We start from the raw sequence: 20,136 nt of genomic DNA, 5'->3' as shown, positions 1-20,136 counted from the left end.
AAAGATCTCTGTCGACTGCACGTCTTGGTTCTCCGATATCGGCATAAAATTAGTTTCGATCTAAGTATAAAGTTAATCAATAACGGACCTCAAATATGCAGCCTTTCAAGTAAGATCGCGGTGCTTCCGTGGCACGGTTGGCGGGTGGCCAGCGTCCCGGATCACCCGCGGTCGGGCCAGGTGTCTGGTACCGCTCGGCCGTTGCTTCGAGCCGGTTCGACGGCCCGCCAGTCGGTCCAGCTCGCGGATCGCTCGTCCACGTTTCCGTCCTTGTCCCCGACGCCCTGTGGCCCCGGCGGGACTGCGATGACGACGCTGGTCTGTGATGCGAATGATATCCGGTCGGCGTGCCCGAGTCGTTCGGCCTCGCCGTCGCCGTCGTAGTCGACGTCCGCGACGCCGCCGTCCCGGACGTAGGTGAGCGAGCCACCGGGTTCGGCGGCCGCGCCGGTTCCCGCCTGGACCGCGAACCGGTCGTAGCCGCCCCGAACCTCGACGATCCAGGCGTTCACCGTCACCCACCACGCCGGGCCGGCCGGGACGATGGGGAGACCCGCGGGAACCCTGTTCACCGACCGGGTAAGCCGCGCGTCGAGTCTGTCGGCGAGGCGGCTCGCACCCTCCCGAGTCGCGTTCTCGACCCCGGCGGCCAGCTCCATCTTGACCTTCTGCCGGAGCAACTCGCCAGTCGTGCTGATCTTCGCCCGCGAAACACGGGTGTCCGTTCCGGTCGCGGTCGCGTGTAACAGCAACTGGAGGGTCGCGCGCAGGCTGTCGCGCCCGGTCTCGTTGTGCTCGACCGCCCGGTCGGCGATAGCCCCCGCGGCCGATCCGTTCGTCAGCGCCAGGGCTTTCGCACCCGGCCCGTCCCACCGTGCGAGCGCGTCACCGACGATGCGGCGGCGGTCGGCCTCGCCGTCGCCGACCCCCATGCCGGCTAGCTGCTCTCTCAGTAGTTTCCTGGTGTCCCCGACTTTCCGTCGGACCACTCCGTCGAGGGACGCCGATCTCCGGTCGAGCGCGTCGTCCAGCGTCTCGTTTTCCGTCGTCAGTTCGTTCGCGGTTCGCGTCGCACGGAGCGTTCGCGCGGCCGTCCGGAGGCCGACCGTCGATCCGAGGTCGACGCTCCGGAGCAGGGTGTCCGCGATATCGCCGTGTGGCGACGCGAACAGATTGATGTTTCTCGCCGCCAGCGGACTGATGCGCGCGTCTTCGGGCAACGAATCGGCGTATTTCGGGCCGACTTCGGCGACGGTCAGGTACGCCGGTGAGCCCTCGACGGCGGTGACGTCGACGCCGTCGATGCCCGCTTCGACCGCCTCCGTCTCGATACCGGTCCGGTTCTCCAGCGCCGTCCCGAGCAGTTCCGTCGAGCCGGCGCCGGCGCTCCCGACCGCGTCATCCAGGCTCCGCTTGCGCCGTGTTTGCCTTTCGGCCCGTTTCTCGAGGAGTTTCCGCGTCCGTTCGACGTACACGCCCCGGGCGGCAAAGCGCGCCTTCTCGGCGACGCTCCCGTACTCGCTCGGCGGGTCCACCAGTCCGGCGAGCTCCCGGTGTAGCTCGGCGGCCGGGTTCGCCTCGAACGCGCCGGCACGGCCACGCTCGACGGTCACGGAGACGTCGGCGACGCGGTCGCGGAAGGCCATCAGGTCGGCCCGTAGCCACCGCCGAATCCCCTCGGGAACCTGTCCGTGGATCGTCCGGACGCCCGTGACGTTGTCCCCCTCCCTGACCGCCGTCTTCGCGAGTGCGTCCGGACCGCCACGCCCCTCGACGAGTCGGAGCCGGGCCCGCCGACTGACGTTCGCCAGGTTCGGCCCGTCGAGTGGCCCTTTCCCTGCTTCGTGAACGCGTTCGATCCCGTTGGCAGGTGCGTACTCCGTCCTCGCGTGCCGACCGACCAGCGCGACGCCGACGTCGAAGCGGAACGTGTCACTTGCCTGCGTGACGGCCGTCTCGTTGCCGTTCACCCAGTTACAGTACTTCGTTCGCTCCTGTCTCACCCGCCGACCGTACGAGTCGAACGCGTGCCAGCCGTCCGGAATCTGCGGGGCGACCTCCGTCGTCCCTCTCACGACCGGCTCGCTCCCGTCGACGTTCACGTAGTCGAGTCGCCACCAGCCCTCGGGCTGGCGGGCCCAGCAACTCGGCAGTGACCCGCTGGTCCGATCGACGTCGCTGATCGTCTCGACCTCGGCGCTGTAGATCGACCGAACGAGCGACTGGAGGCTCACCGGCGCGGCGGCCCTGGCCAGTCCCCGGTCGGCGGTGCCGTTGACGCCGACGGTCATCCGGTCCCCGGGGTCCGGTGCCCCAGTAGTCGTATCTAGCGACGGGATCTCGACTGGGACGTTCGGTCCCGGTCGGCCGCCCCGGAACAGCGTGCGGACGTAGCCACTGGGGATTCCCGCACCGCGTAACAGGTCGGTCGTGGTGACGCCGACCATCGCTCGATCCAGCGCCCGCCGGCCGGCCGCGTCGCTCCGACCGAACAGGTGGCGCTGTTCCCGCAGGATCGCGCCGTTGGTCGTGATCTCCACGTGGCGGTTCGCGAGCACGTTCTCGACAGCGGCTCCGCCGGAACCGTACTGGGCGTAGCCACGCGCCCAGACGACGCCGTACAGTCGTGCGGTCAACCGGGTGGTCAGACCCGGCCGTCCGATCCCGGCGTTCAGCCGGCGGTCGAAGCGACCGACGCGATCGTGTACGGCCAGCACCGGCGTCCGAACGACGACCCTCGGGCTCACCGTCTTCCGAACCACCGTCCTGTTCCCCCGTCGGGCGGTCACGGTGACGTTCTCGACGCGCACCCTGAGCCGCGTCCGGTTGTCGTCGGCCGCCTCGACGTGTACGCGTGCCATCGCCGACGACAGACTGCTGACGTTCGGTGTCGCCGGGAGCGACGCCGTCGCCGTCACGTCGCCGCGGGTGACGGTCAGGTCGTCCAGTCGCTCCCGCGCTCGCAGGTAGATCCGGAGGCGCAGGGCGTCCCGGAACGGTGCCTCGTCGGAGAGTATCCGCCCGGTCGACGTGTTCGCACGGTCGAGCACCGGGTCCCGCGCCGCGGCGTCGCCGGCCGCGACGACCGCCGTCCGGACCGCGGTCCCCGTCTCGCCGACTACGCGCTCGACGGCCACGTCCGTCGTCGGGTCCGCGGCCGGCCGATCCGGCTGGAGCCCTACGAACAGCGCCACGCTCCCGACGAAGAGGACGACACCGACCAGCGCGACGGGGAGCCACCCGCGGTCGTCCTCCCGGAACCGGGTATTCCGGGTCACGGCGACCACGTCCGGACGGTGATCCGGACCTGCCCGACCGACACCGCGTCGGCGGCGTCCCGGGGCGAGCGAAAGCGGGTGCGCATGTCCGCGGCCAGTCGGTCGGCGAGCGCCGTCGCGAGCCGCTCGTTGGCCTTCGAGGCGTTATCGGCGACCGTAGGGCCCGTTACGCTCGCGCCGAGCAAGTGCCCGAGTCGTTCGTACCGGTAGGTCACGAGTTCTTCGACCGGGTAGTCGCCGAGCAGTGCGCTCCGGGTGCGATCCCGTGGGAACAGCCCCCGAACGACCCGCCGGGCCACGACCGTCCCCAGTCGCTCGAAGGTGGCGTTCGCCCCCTGCTGTGCCGTCACGCGCCGCGCGGCTCCCCTGGCCGACGGGAGCCCGCTCGCCACGACGACGGTCTCGGCGTGGACGGTCTCGTCCGGCGGTGGCGTGGGACCGACAGTGAACGCACCCCGGATCGGTGCGCCGGGATACGGAGCCCAGCGTGCCTGGAGCTGCGCGAGGTGTCTCCGTCCCCGTGTCAGGTTTCGCGTCGCGTTCGCCACTGCGTGCTGGTAATCCGCCCGCGTGTGGCTGACGCGCTCGCCCCGAACGGACAGACTACCCAGCGCGGCCGTCGAAAGGTGGTTCGCGAGCGTTCCGTGGGCGGTCCGCTGGAAGGTCGGCCCGCTCGTCACCGGGAACTCGACCACTTGCGACGAGGCGTGCCCTGCGCCCGGCGCGAGCGTGTAGCGGATCGTCGCCGTACTCGTCGTGACCGTGTCGGCCACCCCGTCGGCCGCGTCGCCCTCCGCCGTCGGCGGCGGACTCGCCCCGAGCGTGAGGACGCCGACCGCGGCCCCGACGAGCAGGAGGAAGAGTGCGGCGTCGAGTACCGTGCTGATCGCCCGCATCACCACACCCTCACCGTGAGCCGCCCCGGCTGGACCCGCCCCGATTCCAGGCCGACGCTCACTCGCGTACTGGCCAGTTGCGCCGAGTCCGGCGGTGACGTGCCACGGCTCCACCGCCGGTCGCCTGCGGTGAGCGTCACGTTCAGCCGCCGTCCCGCCGGTGCCGCCGATTTCGTGCCATCGAGTCGACCCGGCCGGACCACACCCGCGGTTTCGACGGTGTCCTCGACCGCCGACAGGGTGGGCTGTGCGACGTTCCGTGGTTCGGTCCCCGGGAGCGCGTCGTCGACCGCGCCCGCGTAGACGGTCAGTCCGACGCCGAGCGCGAACACCGCGACGATGGCCGCGAGCGGCTCGACCTGTCCCCTACGCCCCGACGAGCGTGACATCGACTCCCTCCCAGGTGACGCGTCGGACGACGAGTCGACCCTCCGTCTCTCGCCACGCCCGGGCCCGATTGCGCGCCTCTGTGGCGGCCGCCCGGAACGTCGTCGCGTTCGAAAACACCGTCGCTGGCGGTTCGCCACGGAGGACCGCCGCGAGCGCCGTCCCGTTCCGGACCGGTGTGACGGGACCGTAAGCGAACGCCGCGTGTGTGGTGCCGCCGTCGTTTCGGAGAGCGATGCGCCGACTGCCGATCTCGACCGCCGTGGCGTCCACGCTGTGTTCGCCCGTCGCGTCGTGCGGACTCGTCGCCACGGCGTCGACCGTCGCCGCCGCCCGCTGGGCGTCCGGCGGGACGGTGGCCGGGAGTGCAACCGCGACCCCGAACGCGAGGGCGCTCGCCGTCGCGACGCCGAGCCATAGATACCAGGTATCGATCGGTGCGTCGAACATGCACGGGGGTGGTCCCGTTTCGGTACTTAAGTGTTCAGACGAACAGGCCGACGGCGTGGATCGCGGCCATGTAGGTCGCGGTCGCGACCAGCAGTGCCCACCCGACCCGGTAGCCCACTAGCGCGCGGTCGAGACCGTGGGCCAACCCCGTCGAGAGCGTCGTCAGGATCACCGCGAGGACGAGGACGTACGCGCCCACGGCCAGTCCGAGACCGGCCGTCGAAGGCCCGGACGCCGTGCCCGCCGTGGCCGCCGTTCCGGAGGCTCCCGCGGCCCCCACCGCGAACGTCCCGCCAACGTCCATCCCGGCGGCTAGCGCGACGGTCGCGCCCGCCACGAGCGGACCGAACAGCGCGGCGGTGTTGGCCAGCGTCCCGGTCACCGTCCCGATCTCGTGGCGTGCGTCGCGTTCGACCCCCGCGAGTTCCTCGACGTTGTCGGCCATCGCGACGATTGCACCCCCGGCGGGCCGGCCTTCGCTGGCGGCCAGCGCCAGGAGCGTGGCGGTACTTCGCGCCCGCGGGCTCGGTACGTCGGCCAGCGCGCCGTGTTCGCCGAGGAACGCCTCCCGGACGCCGATCTTGAGCCGGCGCTGTCGCTGGGCCGCCTCACGCAGGACTGCACCGGTCGGGTCGGCTACCTCCTCCCCGGCCGCTGCGACGGCGCGCTCGACTGCTTCGCCCTCTTCGACGCGCCGCCCGATCTGGTAGAGGGCGTCGGCGAGCCCGTCTTCGACGGCCCGAACGCGCTCGCGGACGGTCGTGATCGGCCGGTAGGAGACCACGAGCGCCGCACCACAGGCACCGCCGGCGGCTGCCAGCGGCCCCGTCCACGGCGCGACGAGTCCCCTGGCCAGGACCCACCCGGTCGCGCCGGCCGCGAGTCCGGTGGCCAGCGCCGGCCACCGTCGACTCGGCACGTCAGGATGCTCTCGCCCGACCGACGGGGGTGGGAACGTGACTGGCCGGCGGATCAGGAGCCACGCGCTCGCTGCCAGGAGGACGGCCGGCAAGGTGAAGTCGTACAGCACGACGACGGCCGCGAGTGGGACGGACGCCCCCGCCGTTCGGACCGCTGGCAACATCGCCACCATCGCGAGCGGGAGCAAGACGCCGAAGGCGTACAGTCCCGTCGCCGGCCCCTGCAGGCCGGAGGCGAACTCCGCCATCCGGTCCCGGGTGCCGTCGAGAACCGCCGCCATCCCGCGGTCGAGGGCGCGTTCGCGCTCGCCGTCGGGGGCCGTGCCGGCCGACTCCACGAGCAAGAGCGCGCGCCGCAGGGCCGGGAACCACTCGTCCCACTCCGCCGTGAACGAGGGGAAGCCCGACCCGGCAGACCCGGCGGCGCGGCGTACGTGCTCGCCGAGGCTGTCGGCGAGGGGCCCCTGTCCCGTCTCGGCCGCGAAGGCTGCCGCCGTCTCCGTCGCCGGCGTCACCCGCATCCGGAGGACGGCCCGGCTCACGAGCGCCGGCGCTTCCCCGAGCGCCCGGGTCCGCCGGGCCGTCGCGAGCGCGTGGGGTGCGGTGTGGACCGCGTGGACGACGGCCAGTGCACCTGCCGCACCACTGCCCAGGGCGAGCGCTACTGTCCCTGCAGGTGCGACGGCGCCCGCGAGTACGACCGCGGGCACACACAGTAGCCCCGCCCCGTAGCCCGCCCGGACGACGGTTTCGGGGCACAGATCAGAGCCGAGAAATCCGAGTGATCGGTCGAGGTCCGCGCTCCCCTCGGCCGGCCACGGATAGCACTGCGCGAGCAGTCGGACGACCCACTCGATGTCCGTCTTCATGTCGTCTGCCCCGCTCGTCGCCGGGCGTGGGCCCGACGGACCGTCTCGGCGTCGATTCGGCCGCCGTCGGCGAGGTCGGCCAGCCAGTCCGCCCGGTCCTGCAGGTGCTTCCTGACGGCCGCGTAGCACTCCGTCGAGCCTGCGAGGGCGTCGACCAGTCGGCTGTTCCCGCGCTCGATCCGCCCGGTCGGCGTCAACTCGCCGTCTCGCAACTCGAACAGGGACTCGAAGCCCACGCCGTCGACGGTGACGACTTCCTCGATTCGGTTGACCCGGCGAGCGCGACCGGCCGGCGACTCGTAGGGCTCTAGCGTCACCAGCAGGTCGGTCGCCCCGAAGGAAGACTCGGGAACGCCCAGGTCGGTGACGACTCGCTCGCGGACGGCTTCGCCGCCGTCGCCGTGGATGGTCCCCAGCACCGCACTCCCGCTCGCGCCGACCCGCATCGCCTCGTAGAGGACGCCCGCCTCTTCGCCGCGGACTTCACCGAGAACCAGCGCGCCCTCGCCGAGTCTGAGTGCCGTGCGGAGCGCCTCGGCGGGGGCCAGTTCCCCGCCGCCGTCCTCCCCCGTCCGAAGCGACTGCACGTCCCGGCCGGCGTCCTGTAACTGTGCGACCGGTAATTCGGGCGTGTCCTCGATGACGACGGTTCTGGTCTCTGCCGGCAACTCCCACAGCAGAGCGCCGAGCATACTGGTCTTGCCGGCGCCGCGGGTCCCGGCGAGCAACGCCGCGGCGTCGCGTTCGACGGACAGCGAGAGAAGCGCCGCCGCTGCCGCGGTGAGCGTCCCGTTGGCGACCAGCGCCGGCAGCGTCCACGCTTCCCGCTCGTGCGCGCGGAAGGCGAACGCGACGCCGTCGCTGACCGGTTCGGTGACGCCTGCGACCCGGACGCGCCGGCCGGCGACCGTCGCGGTCGCGTCCAGCGCCGGACTGGCTCGCGAGAAGGCACGCCCGCTCTCCCGACGGAACCGCGAGGCCAGCGCCTCGATGCCGCCCTCGGTGAGCCTGACGTTCGTCGTCAGCGTCTCGCCGTCGACGCGGACGCGGATCCGATTCGTCGCTGCGGGCGCCGTCACGAACACGTCCGTGACCCGCTCGTCGGCGAAAAGATCCGCGACGACGCCGTGGCCCCGCGTGTGCTTCTCGAGGACGCGTTCCAGGTCCCGCACCGTCGCGTCCATCGCGGACTCGTCGTCGACCACGCGCCGAACCGCCCGGCCGGGCGCGCGCTCGCCGCCGGTCACCGCACCGCTTGCCAGGCGATCGTAGGCCGCGACCAGCCGTTCGGTCGCCCCCGGACCGAACCCGTGTTCGACCGGTTCGAGGTGGTAGGTCCGGCGCTCGCGATCCGGTCGTTCGTAGATCCGCACGACTGCCCCCGTCTCCAGTTCCCGGCGCGACGCGAACCTGGCCGTCGCGGGCGGCTGGAGTCGCACGCGCGACCGGCTGATGGTCGGCCCTACCGCGGGCGCGAGCAAGTCGTCGTACCCGTCGGCCCCCGCGGCCACCTCGGCCAGTCCAGTCTCCGCCGCCAGCGTCGCGACCGGTCCCGCCCGCCCCGTGGCGGCCCGTGCGGCCCCGAGAGGGTCGTACAGTGCCCGGTCGGCGACGGCCTCGTCGTGGAACGCGGCTGCGTCGGCGAACCGGCCGGCGGCCACGAGCGCGGCTGCCGCCACCCCCTCGTATGCCCGCTCGACTCCGGCGGTACGCGTCCAGACCGCCTCGGCGTCCCGCTCGCGGAGCGCGTCGACGACCGCGGCCCGACAGGTCGGTTCGGTCGCGAGTCGCCCCCCGCCCGGACACTCTTCGGCGTCGATCACCAGTCGGTCGCCGTCGAACGACGGCGTACAGCGACAGCCCGACTCGTCGCCACTGCCTCGGACGCGACTGAGTACTCCCATGGGCGTCGCTCGTCCCGTTTCCGGACTTAAAGCTCCGGGAGCCGCCGGACCGCGAGCAGTCGCCTGCCGCCACGCTCGATACGCGTCAGGGCGAGCCGGTGCTCGCCTGGTGCCTCCAGCACCAGTGGTTCGTCGCGGATACGCCCGTCTCGGTAGTGGACTACCCGGAGGCCGGGGAGCCGACGTGTGGTGATCGGCCCGCCGTCGATTCGCCAGGCGAGGTCGACGGCGGATCGACCGTCCGACCGCGACTCCCACGGGACACCGCCGAGCGCGAGCGTCGCACCACCGGCGGCCGTCCGGGCGCGCGCCGGTATCTCGACCGTGACGACCCGGCGTGCGCCGACCGCCGCTCCCACGGCGCTTTCGCGGTGTCGGAGGTCCGCGATGGCCGTCCGGAGTCGGTCCGCCTCGGCCGTGAGCGTCGCCTCGCTTCGTTCCCGGGCCGCCAGTTCGATCCCCGGCAGACCGGCCGCGAGCAGTGCCGACGCGAGCACGACCGCCACGAGCACCCGGAGCATCAGAAGGCGTCGCGCAGGCCCGAGAGGAATCCGTCCTCGTCGTCACGGCCGTCCGATCCAGTGGGGGCCCCGCTCTCGTCCCGCGACCGGGCGCGTCTTCCCGCCCCCTCTCGCTGGCGTCGCACGCCGCCACGGTCGCGCCCGTCACGTGGTGGTCGTCGCTCGTGCTGGCCTTCCTCCCGACCGGTGATCCGTCGCGCGATGTCGCCGGGCGATTCCGGTGGATCGCCGTCTCTCCCGTCGGATCGCGGTCGGTGTCGCCCGGGCTGGCGCGACACGTCGGCGTCCGGGATAGAGTCCCGTCGGCCACGGTCGGTTCCGTGGCGATCCAGTTCTTCGACCCTGGCGAGGGCGGCGTCGGCCCGGCGCTCCACGTCCCGGTTGACGGTCCGCACGTTGCCGACGTACCCGCGCACCGCCTGGACGCTGGCGGACAGATCCGTGACCTGCGATTCGAGGTCGTCGACCCGCGCCCGCAGTTCCTCCAGTTTGCGCTCCCGCTCGGCGGCCTCGCCGATTCCCGTCAGGTCGGCGTCCCCGTCGGCGAGTGCCCGTTCGACCGCTTCGAGACGTGCTTCCACGTCGTCTCCGTCCATGATCGTGGCTGGTTCCGTACCGGTATTTCAACACTCGGGTCCCAACATTCAATACGTGTGTCGTAATTGATTACGTCCTGTATCGGCAGCAACAAACTGCCCGACGTGGCGACGGTGGCGGTCGTGACGACGCGTGCCGCTCGCGAGGATCACAGACCAGCTATGCACTCTAGCACACGGACTGGCGCGACGCTCGCACTGTTCACACTGCTTGTCGCCGGCGTGATCGTCGGAACCGCTCCGGCGGTCGCACAGGCCGACGAGACGGAACCGTCCTTCGAGTTCGACGACGGCTCCTCGGCCGACTTCGGCCTCGCCGCCGGCGACGAGTCGCCGGCGTTCGGCGGGGACGCCGACGAGAACGACAGCGACGACGGAGGCCCCGGATTCGACTTCGGCGGCGGCGAGGACGACGGTGGTCCTGAGTTCGAATTCGGCGGCAACGACAGCAGTGACGGCGACGGCGGCGAGAGCGACGACGGCGACGGCAACGAAACCGACGGCAACGAGACAGACGGCGAGAGCCGCCCGATCGCCACGTTCCGGCCGACGATCACGGGGACGAACTCGCCGGTTACGGCCGGCGAGGCCCTCGACGTGATCGCCGCGGTCGAGAACACGGGCGAGGGCGACGGCCAGCAGACCGTGACGCTCACGGTCGACGACGCGGTCCGCGACAGCCGACAGGTCGTGGTCGCGGCCGGTGAGCGTCGAACCGTCACGCTCTCGTGGGACACCGCCGCGGACGACGCCGGGACGTACACCGCGACAGTCGCCACCGCCAACGGGACCAGCACCGCGAGTCTCACCGTCGAGAACGACACGGCCGACGGTGGGGACGACTCCGTGGGGAACGAGACCGGTGGCAACGACAGCGAGCAGGTCCTGCCCTTCCGCCCCTCGTCGTTCGACGCGTACGTGCAGGGCGAGACGGCGTATCTCCACTCCGGCGTCGACAACGGCTCGTTCCCCATCGAGTTCACCGAGTGTGAGGACTTCCAGCCGACCGCTGCGGCCCGGGCGGAGAACCCAGACTACCTGCCGCTGGATTCGTGTATCCGGCTGAACGGGACCGTCGACGAGGAGACCGACACCTGGACCGGGGAACTGAATTTCCCGCGAATCACCGGTGCGATCGCCGACACGCGACCCATCGGCGACGTGTACTACAGCGCCGAGATCGTGACCACCGAACCCGTGACCGGGACGTTCGACCTCTCGACCGGGGAGATCACGGGCGAGACGTCGATCCGGCTCAACATCACCGTCTTCAACGTCGACCACATCGGTGTGCCGTGGGACCAGCGGCTCAACTCCGAAGAGAGTCCGCCGCTGACGAACGCGACCTGTCACATTCCGTCGACGGAACTGCGACTCTCGACGGAAAAGAGCTTCGAGGCCGACTCGCCGGTCGCCGCCGCGGACGTGATGGCCGGCCAGCGGCTGAACGACAACAACGAGACGCAGGTCGTCACCGACGACTTCGCGGCCGACGGGGCCGCGGGCTGTGGCGAGACGTTCGGCGTCGACGTCAACCGGGAGATCGACTACGAACTCGGGCTCCCGGCCGGTCCCGGCGAGAACGAACTGGCGCTCGACTTCGCGCTGGACCTCGAACGCTGATCGGTCGGGGGCCGCCGGCCGACCGCCGCGAATCCCCTGCCGACAAACCGAAGGGCCGCGGGCTGGAACCCATCGCCACCGAGGAAGCATTTCACCATGGTCTCGACACTCGTCGTCGTCGGTCTGCTCGTGGCCGCGTTCGTCGGATACAACATCGGCGGCTCGTCGACCGGGGTCGCGTTCGGCCCGGCGGTAGGCAGTCGCATCGTCCGGAAGACGACGGCGGCCGCGCTGTTCACGGCCTTTGCCTTCGTCGGCGCGTGGACCGTCGGCCGCAACGTCATCGACACGATGAGCAACGGGATCGTCCCCGCTTCGCAGTTCTCCGCGGTCGCCAGCGTCGGCGTGCTCTTTTTCGCCGGCCTCGCCCTGCTCATCTCGAACATCTACGGCGTCCCCGCATCGACCTCGATGACGGCCGTCGGGGCCATCGCCGGCCTGGGGCTGGCAACCGGTACGCTCAACGAGGCGCTGATGTTCACCATCGTCTCGGCGTGGATCGTCGCGCCGCTGACCGGGTTCGCCGTCGGCGGTTTCATCGGGCGCTACCTCTACCCCCATCTCGACGCCCGGCTCTCCTTCGGCCGACTGAGCGACCCCATGATCCACCTCGATCGCTCGGGGACCGTCCCGCGGCTCGGCCTCAACGAGAACGCGACACGGCGGGACCTCGTCGGTTCGATGCTCGTCCTGCTGATCGCCTGCTACATGGGCTTCAGCGCGGGGGCCTCGAACGCGGCCAACGCCGTCGCGCCGCTGGTCGGCAACGGGTCGATCACGATCGAACAGGGCATCGTGCTGGCCATCGGGGCTATCGGCCTCGGTGGCTTCACCATCGCCCGGCGCACCCTGGCGACCGTCGGCGACGACATCACCGACCTGCCCATCCTCGCGGCGTTAATCGTCTCGCTCGTCGGCGCGACGATCATCACGGTCCTCTCGCAACTGGGCATCCCGGCGAGCCTCGCGGTGAGTACCACCTGCTGTATCATCGGCCTCGGCTGGGGGCGAGCCAGCCGGACCGCCACGCTGGCCGAACTGGCAACCCCCTCGCCACCAGGCGAAGGGGAGACAGAACTGGCGACCGGATCGCTGACCGCGTCGCCGACCGCCGAGGAAGGTGCGGGGCCGACCGTCGGGGACCTCGCGACCGGGGAGGCCGAAGCGCCGACGAAACCGCCCGAAGAGGTCGAAGTGCCCGGGATCGGCACGGAGGAACCGGAGGAAGTGACCGCAGAGAGCCTGTTCGACCCGGCAGCCACGGCCAGGATCGTCACGCTGTGGATCCTCTCGCCCGTGTTGTCGGTCGTCGGCTCGTACCTCCTGTTCGCGCTCGTTCTGTGACCCAACACGTTTGTCGGCGTCCGTCGTAGGGCGAGTATGCGCGTTCTCGTCCCGATGGACGACTCCGAGATGGCCGAACGGGCGCTCGAATATGCATTAGAGGTGTACGACGACGCCGAGATCACCGTCCTGACCGTGGTCGGGGAACCGTCGTTCATGTGGGGAGAAGCCGCCTCGATCGCACTGGCCGACGACATGGAGGCGGCGGCCGAGGAACACGGCCAGGCGGTCACGGACCGGGCCGGCGAGATCGCGGCCGACCACGACGCCGAGGTCGACGTGACGATCCGGACCGGGCACCCGGGACGGGCGATCCTCGACACCGTGGACGAGTACGACGCCGTCGTCCTCGGGAGCCACGGGGGGTCGATGGCCGACCGGCTGGTGGTGGGCAACGTCGCGGAGACGGTGTTCCGGCGAGCGCCGGTCCCGGTGACGGTCGTCCGCTGACGCCCACCAGGAGGGGTAAGCCGAGCATAACCAAACGCCACGGCGTCCCGTAGGGCCGTCCATGGGCGACAGCGACGACCGGGAGGTGTACCTGGAACTCTACCGGCAGTCGATCTCGGAGGCCCACCGTTCGATGGACCGGCAGTTCGAGCTGTTCGAGACCAACCGTGCGGCGCTCGAACGGGTGTTACAGCTGACGACGATCCTGCTGGGGCTGTTGCTCACCGCCGGCACGTTCGCCTGGGAACTGGACGGATTCGAGGTGTCACCGTTCGTGAATCCCTACACACTCGCCGGGCTCGGATTCCTGCTGGGTTCGTTCGCCGCCGGAACGTTCGGGTTCAGGTTTCACAGTCAGATCATCGGGATCGGTCCCCAGTCGCTCGCGTTCGTCGCCACGGCCTTCGACGAGGAGGCCACACCGCCGACGGAACCGGCGAGTGACTTCCAGACGATTCGGCGGCTCGTCGTCGCTGCCGACGACGCGTCGCCGGCCGAACACCGCGAAGAGTTCTACGTGTGGCTGACCCGGGAGTACGGGAAGTGGATCGAGCGCAACGAGCGGGTAAACGCGAAGAAGTCGTTGTCGACGATGCTCGTCATCCTGCTGTTGCTCGCGGCGCTCGCGGCGCTGACGCTCGGTGTCCTCGACGCCGTGCTCGGTGCCCTCCCGCTGTGGGTCCGTCCGGTGACGGCGCTCGCTCTGCTCGTCGTCACCTGGGTCAGCGGTGTGCCGCAACTGATCGCGAAACTGTATCTGCCCTATACTTAACCCGGCCGTCGTGGTACCCACGGGTATGTCCGACGACGAGTTCACCGAGTACCGGCTCCGGGTGCCCGAAGACGTGGGCTTCCCCAACGGCCACGGTGGCGGGACCGGCGGGCCGATCCCGAGAGACCGGGGGCTCGACGTGGACCCCGACATCCAGTCGGTCGATCGGTTCGACGCGGTGATCGGCGGCGTCATCGCCGCGTCGCTCGCCGACGTGCCGGCCGACGAACTGGAGCAGAGCCTCCGAGCGTTCGCGGACGAACTAGAAACCAGCGAGTACTGACGACGGGCGAAAGAAGCGCCGGCGTCGGCCGCTCAGGACAGCAGCGTCGACCCGTCGAAGGCCGTTCGGTCGTACTCGAGGTCGAGCAGGTCCATCAACGTCGGCGCGATGTCGAGCAGGTCGGCGTCCTCGATGCGCGCGTCGGGATCGTCGACGAACAGACAGGCGTTGTCGAAGCTGTGCATGCCGTTGCGCGGCCCCTTCCCGAACACGTCGTCGTCGCCCTTGAACCCGGACTTCAGGTCGAAGCCGTGGTTCGGGACGACCACGAGGTCGGGCGCGATGTCGTCGTGGTCGCCCCGGAAGGCGTCTTCCCGGGTGACCACGCGGTCGGCGATCTTGTTACCGTCGGGGCCTTCGAGCGCTTCGAGTTCGGCCTTGAGTTCGTCCCGGACCTCCTCGTACTCGTCCTCGGGGACGCTCCCGCGGGGTTCGCGGTCTTCGAGATTGATGTAGAAGCGACCCGGGATCAGCGAGTACGCCTCGGTGTCCTCGGCGATGTCGCCGAGTTCGTCGTGATCGTCGTCCTCGTAGCTGAGCCAGCCGTTCTGGGCGAGCCACTCGTTGCAGTGGACCTCGTAGTTCAGCGTGGTGAAGCCGTGGTCGGAGGCGACGACCATGGTGACGTCGTCGGGCAGGAGTTCGCGCATCTCGCCGAGGTACCGGTCGACTTTCCGGTAGAACTCCAGAAACTCCTCCTTGTACTCGCCCTCTTCCTCGTAGTCCTCGAACAGGAAGTGGTTGACCCGGTCGGTCGTCATGTAGACGCCGAAAAACAGGTCCCAGTCGTCCTGTTCGACGTAGTTTTTGAACGCCTCGTGGTTCCGGTCGATGGTCTCGTGGGCGTCCTCGACGAAGTCGCTCTTGTCGTCGTCGTGCCCGAGCTTGGCGTTGACGTCGATGCGGTAGTCGATGTCGTCGAGGTAGTCCCGGAGGTCGTCCGGGTAGGCCGCCTTGTCGATGCCGGGCGAGAGAAAGCCCGAGACCATCCGCTGGACGTCACGCTGGGGTGGGAACGTCACGGGGACGTTCATCACCGTCGCCTGCCGGTCGGCGTCGTGCACGCGGTCCCAGATTCGGGTCGCCTGGACGTCCCGTCCCATCGGGACGTACGTGTCGTAGGAGCCGACCTCCCGGTCCTGGAAGCCGTAGACGCCGGTCTCGCCGGGGTTGACGCCGGTCGTCAGTGACGGCCAGCAGGCGCTCGATTCGGGAGGCACGATGCTGTCGATGGCCCCCGCACTCCCCTCGTCGGCCAGCGCCGCGAGGTTCTCGAACTCGTCGAAATGCTCCGCGAGCATGCTGTACGGCACGCCGTCGATGCCGAAGAAGGCAACACGGGGACCGTCGTCGCCACGAAGCCGGTCGAACAGACCCATACCGCCCGTTACCGGGAGCGGGCACAAGAAGCTTCTTTTCGCGGTGGAATATCGGCGGCCGTCCGGGACACCGGCAAAACCTGTCCTTACTCCCGAGCGTCTCGCTCGGCGTCGTCGACCGACGGCTCCTCGCCGGACTCGAAGTTCTCGGGGACCACCGTCACGTGAAACATACCGACGGACTGTCGTTCGGTCGCCATCACGTCCGCATGTAGGCCTCCCTGCCTCTAATAATTACCCATAATCATAATACATCCGGGAGCGGGGGGTGGATAACTGAGAGGTATCGCCCGGCACCACGTAGCCGGCCGTCCGCCGGGGACCCACGCCCGTCCCGGTGGACGGTTCGACGGCGAGGTAGCCGTCGGATACTCGCCCCTGTTTCCGGTTTCCATTGCCGGAAGCTCGGGTTCGTTGCCGGGTGGGACCCGGTACGCTCGGCTTTCGGCACTCGATCGTGGTGGGGTCCGACACCGCCCGCTCCTGTCCGGGTCGTCCGACCGACAGATCAGCTGTAGAACGGTCGTAATACCGTCGTGTCGGTGGACCGCTTCGAGCGGGCGTCCACACCTCGGAAAAAACCGAGCAATACTAATCCGGATCGCTGTCGGGGGGAGCGTATGGCCACAGGTAGCGCGCTGGTGTTGACCACTCAGAAACAGAGCGGACTCGCGATCGTCCGGTCGCTGGGGCGTCGGGGGGTCCCGGTCGTCGCCGGTGGACCGTCCGCGCCCACGCTGGGGATGCTCTCACGGTTCAGTGACGGTCGGTACGTCCACCCCGACCCCGAGGCCGGCGCACAGCGATTCCTCGACGATCTGCTCGCGTATCTCGACGACGCGGACCACGACTACGTGTTCGGCCCGACCGACTGGATGACGTCGCTGCTCGCGAAACACCGCACGGAGATCGCGGCCACGGGGACCCGACCGGCCGTCGAGGACTGGGCGACGTTCGAGCAGGTGTTCGACAAAGGCCAGTTGTTCGAGCGCCTGACCGACGTGGACGTGCCGTGTCCGGAGACACACGCTCCCGAGACCGTCGACGACGTGGATTCGGTCGCACCCGAACTGTCCTATCCGGTGGTGGTCAAACCCCGGAGCAAGACCTACTGGGACGAGGAGGGACAGTACGCGACGTACCTCGTCGACGACCGGAACTACGCCGCGTCGCCCGCCGAACTGCGTGACACCTTCGAGTCGCTGTTGCGCGAGGAGCCGAAGCTGCAGGAGTGGCCTCCTATCGTCCAGGAGTACGTCCCCGGCGAGACGACGACGACGGTCGTGCTGGCCGACGACGGTGAGGTACGCGCGCACTTCCAGGAACGACGGCTGCGGACCGTCCCGCCGTCGGGCGGGAGTTCCGCGCTGTTGGGCGTCGTCGACGACCGCCGGATGTACCGGTACGCCGAGCGCGTGATCGCGGCCTTCGACTGGACCGGCCCGGCACAGGTCGAGTTCATGGAGCGGCCGGACGGTGAGTACGTCCTCATCGAGGTCAACGGCCGTTACTGGGGATCGCTCCCGTTCGCCATCAACTGCGGCGTGGACTTCCCGTGGCTCCACTACCGACAGCTCCGGGGCGAATCCGTCCGCCACGACGGCGACTATCGGACCGACGTGATTCAGCGGCGGACCCGACAGGATCTGGAGTGGCTGGGTCACCAGCTGGCCGAGCGCAATTATCGGGCACTGGGCCCCTTCCTCGCGGATATCGTCCGTGCCGACCACACGTTCGTCTCGCTTCGGGACCCGTTGCCGACGCTGTGGGTGTTACGACAGGTTCCGGGGACGCTGCTCGGCGCGGGACCAGGGACGGACGACACGGAGGCGGCGGAGTCCGACGAGCGCCGGACGCGTCGCTCGGCGGCCCGTGACGAACGAAAGAACGCGAGGGAACCGAGCTAGAAGTTCTCCTCGTAGAGGTCCATCGCGTGCTCGATGGCGTCCATCGCGGCCTGCTTGTCCTCCCAGCCCTGGGTCTCGACTTCCTTGCCCTCCTCGAGGTTCTTGTAGGTCGCGAAGAACTCGTCGATCTCGTCGAGTTGCTGCTGGGGGATGTCCGAGAGGTTCTGGATGTGATCGAAGCGCGGGTCCTCGGTGGGGACGGCGATGACCTTGTCGTCCTGTTCACCGTCGTCGTCCATCTTCATCAGCGCGACCGGGCGGGCCTCGATGACACAGCCGGGGAACGTCTGGTCCTCGACGAGGACGAGGACGTCGAAGGGGTCCTCGTCGTCGTAGTACGACTGCGGGATGAAGCCGTAGTCGGAGGGGTAGTGGACGTTGCTGTGGAGGACCCGGTCCAGCACCACGCCGGGAACGTCCTTGTCGTACTCGTACTTGTTGCGCTCGCCTTTCAGGCACTCCACGACCGCGTAGATCTCTTCGGGCGGATTCGGCCCAGTTTCGAGGTCTTCCCAGAGGTTCGTCATCACCTCCCCGTGCGACAGCAGGCCAAAAAGTACTTTCGTAATCCGTGTCCAACAGTGTACGAACCTCGACTCTCTCTGTGTGGCTGATCGACCCAGCGACACGGGACTCCACAACGCGTGAACCAGCCCGCGTCCGTCATCACTGGCTTGTACCGCACACGAATAAGAAATCAGACATGTAGATGGCTGAAAGCCACCGCCAGCGTTCAACAATATTCATTCCGACACGTACCTCCAAGGAGAAATCACACTACACTGGGGCCGAGTCGGCGAGAACGCTGTCCGAGTTAACAAGCGTTAAATGCCTTGGTGACATTTAGCTAAGCATGTCAGAGTCACAAACTGTGGAGGCGGACCTGGAGGTCGCGCGTGAACTCACGGCGTTTCAGCGGAACATTCTCGTCATCCTGAGCGAGGAGCCCCGATACGGTCTCGCGATCAAGCGCGAACTCGAGGCCTACTACGACTCGGAGGTCAACCACGGGCGGCTCTACCCCAACCTCGACGACCTCGTCGAGATGGGACTCGTCGAGAAGAGTGAACTCGACAAGCGGACCAACCAGTACTCGCTGACCGAGGCGGGCCACGACGTGCTGCTCGACCAGCTCTCCTGGATGTTCGGCCGGTTCGTCACCGACGAGGGTCGGGCCGACGAACTGGAAGCGCTCATCGACGAACAGCGTTAAAAGGAGTCGGCGACGTCGAGAGTGAGCGCGACCGACCGGTCGATCCGGTCGCGCTGTTTCTCACTCGGCCACGCGTTGCGCGGAAAGTACTCGGTTACGAACTCCTCTATTTCGTCGTCGGTCGCGGAGTCGATGGGCTGGGCGTAGTGGTTGTTCATGAACTCGGCCAGCGCCGTGGCGTTCTCACCGTGGACCGCGCCGTGGTCCTCGGCGACGGCCTCCGCGATGGCGTGGTTGCGCGCCGCGATGGCGTCCCAGTCCTCGCCGTCGCCGGGCCCGCCCAGCGGTCGTTCGATGCCACGGTCCACGTCCTCGACCGCTTCCATCTGGACGACGCCGCCGTCCACCCACTCCTCTGGGTGGAGTACCAGCGTGTCGTGAGTGTCGTCCTCGCGGACGCGGGCCCTGAAGTCGAATTCGGCGAGCAGGTCGGCCCGCCGTTCGCGGTAGGCGGCTGCTTCCTGCTCGTCGACCGCCTCGCGTGCGAGTCGCGTCAGCCGTTCGACCTCGTCGAGCACGTCCTGTGGGACCTCGGTGGACTCCTCGCTGGTCTCGTCCGTCTCCGCCAGTCCCGCGACCGGCGCGTCCTCTGGGTCGGGTGTCTCGTCAGTCATCGTCGAGTGCGTCGTTTGCAAGTTCGTCGGCGCGTTCGTTTATCTCCCGCGGTACGTGGGTGAGCGTCCAGTCGTCGAACCCCGCCAGCAACTCCCTGACCGTCACCCGGTGTTCGCGTAGTTGCGGGTCGTTGGTGTCGTACTCCCCGCGAACCTGCTTGACGATCAGCTCGGAGTCGCCCCGCACCTCCACCGTGTCGAACCCGAAGTCCCGGGCCACGTCCAGTGCCTTCGTCAGCGCCTCGTACTCGGCCTGATTGTTGGTGGCCCGGCCGATCCGCTCGCCGCCCTCCGTGACGATACCGTCGTCCGTGACGACGACCCAGCCGACCGCCGCCGGGCCCGGGTTGCCACGGCAGGCACCGTCGAAGTAGACGTGTGCGCGGCCACCCTCCTCCCGAAGAAGCGCCTCGATGGCCTCGGGCGACTCCCCTTGGACGACGACCTTGTCCTCGTAGGCGACGGCCGTGGCACCCCCGCGTGTGGCGCGCCAGCGCTCGTGATCGGTGTTTCCCGCCCGAACGTCGACACCGGCGTCGGCCAACCGCTCGCGGGCCTCGGCCACGTCACACTCGATGACCGGCATTGAAGTTCACTCACCAGTGGCCGGGCTTACCGTTTGTGATCCGCGCCGAGTGACGCCGATCGTTCCTCCCGTACAGAGATCCCCGAAATCAAGCTGTAGCGGGCCGGAGCGAACGTCTGACGCGCGCGATACGAACCATAAAGT

General features: G+C 69.1%; 19 protein-coding genes. 7 read left to right on the top strand and 12 right to left on the bottom strand.

Annotated elements, in window-relative coordinates:
• Window positions 1-161: 161 nt before the first annotated feature.
• From EAF64_RS12450 to EAF64_RS12415, 8 genes are read right to left on the bottom strand one after another with little or no spacing between them, the layout of a single operon-like run.
• Complete coding sequence (locus EAF64_RS12450) at window positions 162-3,278, bottom strand: DUF7286 family protein (RefSeq protein WP_129069324.1); 3,117 nt, start codon at window positions 3,276-3,278, stop codon at window positions 162-164.
• Entirely contained in the window at window positions 3,275-4,174 is a 900-nt protein-coding gene (locus EAF64_RS12445; RefSeq protein WP_129069323.1) for a DUF7284 family protein, read from the bottom strand. Before EAF64_RS12445 ends, EAF64_RS12450 begins: the two co-directional genes overlap by 4 nt.
• On the bottom strand, window positions 4,174-4,563 hold the full coding sequence (locus EAF64_RS12440; RefSeq protein WP_129069322.1) for a DUF7285 family protein: 390 nt from the start codon (window positions 4,561-4,563) through the stop codon (window positions 4,174-4,176). Before EAF64_RS12440 ends, EAF64_RS12445 begins: the two co-directional genes overlap by 1 nt.
• Entirely contained in the window at window positions 4,541-5,011 is a 471-nt protein-coding gene (locus EAF64_RS12435; RefSeq protein ID WP_129069321.1) for a DUF7283 family protein, read from the bottom strand. The genes EAF64_RS12440 and EAF64_RS12435 overlap by 23 nt, the downstream gene beginning before the upstream one ends.
• 34 nt (window positions 5,012-5,045) lie before the next feature.
• Complete coding sequence (locus EAF64_RS12430; RefSeq protein WP_129069320.1) at window positions 5,046-6,800, bottom strand: type II secretion system protein; 1,755 nt, start codon at window positions 6,798-6,800, stop codon at window positions 5,046-5,048.
• Complete coding sequence (locus tag EAF64_RS12425) at window positions 6,797-8,704, bottom strand: ATPase, T2SS/T4P/T4SS family (protein WP_129069319.1); 1,908 nt, start codon at window positions 8,702-8,704, stop codon at window positions 6,797-6,799. The genes EAF64_RS12430 and EAF64_RS12425 overlap by 4 nt, the downstream gene beginning before the upstream one ends.
• 26 nt (window positions 8,705-8,730) lie before the next feature.
• Window positions 8,731-9,225, bottom strand: a complete 495-nt coding sequence (locus EAF64_RS12420) for a DUF7311 family protein (protein ID WP_129069318.1) — start codon at window positions 9,223-9,225, stop codon at window positions 8,731-8,733.
• Window positions 9,225-9,821: a DUF7310 family coiled-coil domain-containing protein gene (locus EAF64_RS12415; protein ID WP_129069317.1), complete on the bottom strand. Its 597-nt coding sequence runs from the start codon at window positions 9,819-9,821 to the stop codon at window positions 9,225-9,227. The genes EAF64_RS12420 and EAF64_RS12415 overlap by 1 nt, the downstream gene beginning before the upstream one ends.
• Window positions 9,822-9,983: 162 nt before the next feature.
• Here EAF64_RS12415 and EAF64_RS12410 point away from each other — a divergent pair, with 162 nt between their 5' ends.
• The 5 genes from EAF64_RS12410 to EAF64_RS12390 all read left to right on the top strand — a co-directional run bounded on the left by EAF64_RS12410 (window position 9,984) and on the right by EAF64_RS12390 (window position 14,293).
• A complete protein-coding gene (locus EAF64_RS12410; RefSeq protein WP_129069316.1) occupies window positions 9,984-11,444 on the top strand; it encodes a CARDB domain-containing protein in 1,461 nt (486 codons plus the stop codon).
• 96 nt (window positions 11,445-11,540) lie between these two features.
• Complete coding sequence (locus tag EAF64_RS12405; protein ID WP_129069315.1) at window positions 11,541-12,788, top strand: inorganic phosphate transporter; 1,248 nt, start codon at window positions 11,541-11,543, stop codon at window positions 12,786-12,788.
• Between the two features lie 36 nt (window positions 12,789-12,824).
• Complete coding sequence (locus tag EAF64_RS12400) at window positions 12,825-13,238, top strand: universal stress protein (protein WP_129069314.1); 414 nt, start codon at window positions 12,825-12,827, stop codon at window positions 13,236-13,238.
• Between the two features lie 61 nt (window positions 13,239-13,299).
• Window positions 13,300-14,010, top strand: coding sequence for a hypothetical protein (locus tag EAF64_RS12395; RefSeq protein WP_129069313.1), 711 nt, complete (start codon window positions 13,300-13,302; stop codon window positions 14,008-14,010).
• Between the two features lie 25 nt (window positions 14,011-14,035).
• Complete coding sequence (locus EAF64_RS12390) at window positions 14,036-14,293, top strand: hypothetical protein (protein WP_129069312.1); 258 nt, start codon at window positions 14,036-14,038, stop codon at window positions 14,291-14,293.
• Window positions 14,294-14,325: 32 nt separating this feature from the next.
• Here EAF64_RS12390 and EAF64_RS12385 read toward each other — a convergent pair whose 3' ends face one another.
• Complete coding sequence (locus EAF64_RS12385) at window positions 14,326-15,672, bottom strand: alkaline phosphatase family protein (protein ID WP_129069311.1); 1,347 nt, start codon at window positions 15,670-15,672, stop codon at window positions 14,326-14,328.
• Between the two features lie 620 nt (window positions 15,673-16,292).
• On the opposite strand from EAF64_RS12385, the gene EAF64_RS12380 reads away from it, so the two are divergent.
• The gene (locus EAF64_RS12380; protein WP_129069310.1) at window positions 16,293-17,579 is read left to right on the top strand and encodes a carboxylate--amine ligase; all 1,287 of its coding nucleotides are present in this window, start codon (window positions 16,293-16,295) and stop codon (window positions 17,577-17,579) included.
• Here the strand turns inward: EAF64_RS12380 and EAF64_RS12375 are convergent.
• On the bottom strand, window positions 17,576-18,106 hold the full coding sequence (locus EAF64_RS12375; protein WP_077205437.1) for an inorganic diphosphatase: 531 nt from the start codon (window positions 18,104-18,106) through the stop codon (window positions 17,576-17,578). The two genes, EAF64_RS12380 and EAF64_RS12375, sit on opposite strands and share 4 nt — an antisense overlap.
• Before the next feature lie 326 nt (window positions 18,107-18,432).
• Here EAF64_RS12375 and EAF64_RS12370 point away from each other — a divergent pair, with 326 nt between their 5' ends.
• Window positions 18,433-18,792: a PadR family transcriptional regulator gene (locus tag EAF64_RS12370; protein ID WP_129069309.1), complete on the top strand. Its 360-nt coding sequence runs from the start codon at window positions 18,433-18,435 to the stop codon at window positions 18,790-18,792.
• Here the strand turns inward: EAF64_RS12370 and EAF64_RS12365 are convergent.
• Both EAF64_RS12365 and rnhA read right to left on the bottom strand, forming a co-directional pair.
• Window positions 18,789-19,406 (bottom strand): DUF7108 family protein, encoded by a 618-nt coding sequence (locus tag EAF64_RS12365; protein WP_129069308.1) that lies wholly within the window; start codon window positions 19,404-19,406, stop codon window positions 18,789-18,791. The two genes, EAF64_RS12370 and EAF64_RS12365, sit on opposite strands and share 4 nt — an antisense overlap.
• Window positions 19,399-19,992, bottom strand: a complete 594-nt coding sequence (gene rnhA, locus EAF64_RS12360; RefSeq protein WP_129069307.1) for a ribonuclease HI — start codon at window positions 19,990-19,992, stop codon at window positions 19,399-19,401. Before rnhA ends, EAF64_RS12365 begins: the two co-directional genes overlap by 8 nt.
• Between the last annotated feature and the right edge of the window lie 144 nt (window positions 19,993-20,136).

The organism is Halorientalis pallida, assembly GCF_004118325.1.
Classification (GTDB): Archaea; Halobacteriota; Halobacteria; order Halobacteriales; family Haloarculaceae; genus Halorientalis; species Halorientalis pallida.
The sequence above is the reverse complement of the archived record's forward strand: the minus strand, read 5'-3'. Positions and strand labels throughout refer to the sequence as shown.

What these genes read in the sequence shown, in the direction of transcription:
- EAF64_RS12400 (WP_129069314.1), top strand. Translation starts at nt 12,825, where the DNA reads ATGCGCGTTCTCGTCCCGATGGACGACTCCGAGATGGCCGAACGGGCG.
- EAF64_RS12410 (WP_129069316.1), top strand. Translation starts at nt 9,984, where the DNA reads ATGCACTCTAGCACACGGACTGGCGCGACGCTCGCACTGTTCACACTG.
- EAF64_RS12445 (WP_129069323.1), bottom strand. Translation starts at nt 4,174, where the DNA reads ATGCGGGCGATCAGCACGGTACTCGACGCCGCACTCTTCCTCCTGCTC.
- EAF64_RS12395 (WP_129069313.1), top strand. Translation starts at nt 13,300, where the DNA reads ATGGGCGACAGCGACGACCGGGAGGTGTACCTGGAACTCTACCGGCAG.
- EAF64_RS12440 (WP_129069322.1), bottom strand. Translation starts at nt 4,563, where the DNA reads ATGTCACGCTCGTCGGGGCGTAGGGGACAGGTCGAGCCGCTCGCGGCC.
- EAF64_RS12420 (WP_129069318.1), bottom strand. Translation starts at nt 9,225, where the DNA reads ATGCTCCGGGTGCTCGTGGCGGTCGTGCTCGCGTCGGCACTGCTCGCG.
- EAF64_RS12435 (WP_129069321.1), bottom strand. Translation starts at nt 5,011, where the DNA reads ATGTTCGACGCACCGATCGATACCTGGTATCTATGGCTCGGCGTCGCG.
- EAF64_RS12390 (WP_129069312.1), top strand. Translation starts at nt 14,036, where the DNA reads ATGTCCGACGACGAGTTCACCGAGTACCGGCTCCGGGTGCCCGAAGAC.
- EAF64_RS12385 (WP_129069311.1), bottom strand. Translation starts at nt 15,672, where the DNA reads ATGGGTCTGTTCGACCGGCTTCGTGGCGACGACGGTCCCCGTGTTGCC.
- EAF64_RS12380 (WP_129069310.1), top strand. Translation starts at nt 16,293, where the DNA reads ATGGCCACAGGTAGCGCGCTGGTGTTGACCACTCAGAAACAGAGCGGA.
- EAF64_RS12365 (WP_129069308.1), bottom strand. Translation starts at nt 19,406, where the DNA reads ATGACTGACGAGACACCCGACCCAGAGGACGCGCCGGTCGCGGGACTG.
- EAF64_RS12425 (WP_129069319.1), bottom strand. Translation starts at nt 8,704, where the DNA reads ATGGGAGTACTCAGTCGCGTCCGAGGCAGTGGCGACGAGTCGGGCTGT.
- EAF64_RS12405 (WP_129069315.1), top strand. Translation starts at nt 11,541, where the DNA reads ATGGTCTCGACACTCGTCGTCGTCGGTCTGCTCGTGGCCGCGTTCGTC.
- rnhA (WP_129069307.1), bottom strand. Translation starts at nt 19,992, where the DNA reads ATGCCGGTCATCGAGTGTGACGTGGCCGAGGCCCGCGAGCGGTTGGCC.
- EAF64_RS12415 (WP_129069317.1), bottom strand. Translation starts at nt 9,821, where the DNA reads ATGGACGGAGACGACGTGGAAGCACGTCTCGAAGCGGTCGAACGGGCA.
- EAF64_RS12430 (WP_129069320.1), bottom strand. Translation starts at nt 6,800, where the DNA reads ATGAAGACGGACATCGAGTGGGTCGTCCGACTGCTCGCGCAGTGCTAT.
- EAF64_RS12375 (WP_077205437.1), bottom strand. Translation starts at nt 18,106, where the DNA reads ATGACGAACCTCTGGGAAGACCTCGAAACTGGGCCGAATCCGCCCGAA.
- EAF64_RS12370 (WP_129069309.1), top strand. Translation starts at nt 18,433, where the DNA reads ATGTCAGAGTCACAAACTGTGGAGGCGGACCTGGAGGTCGCGCGTGAA.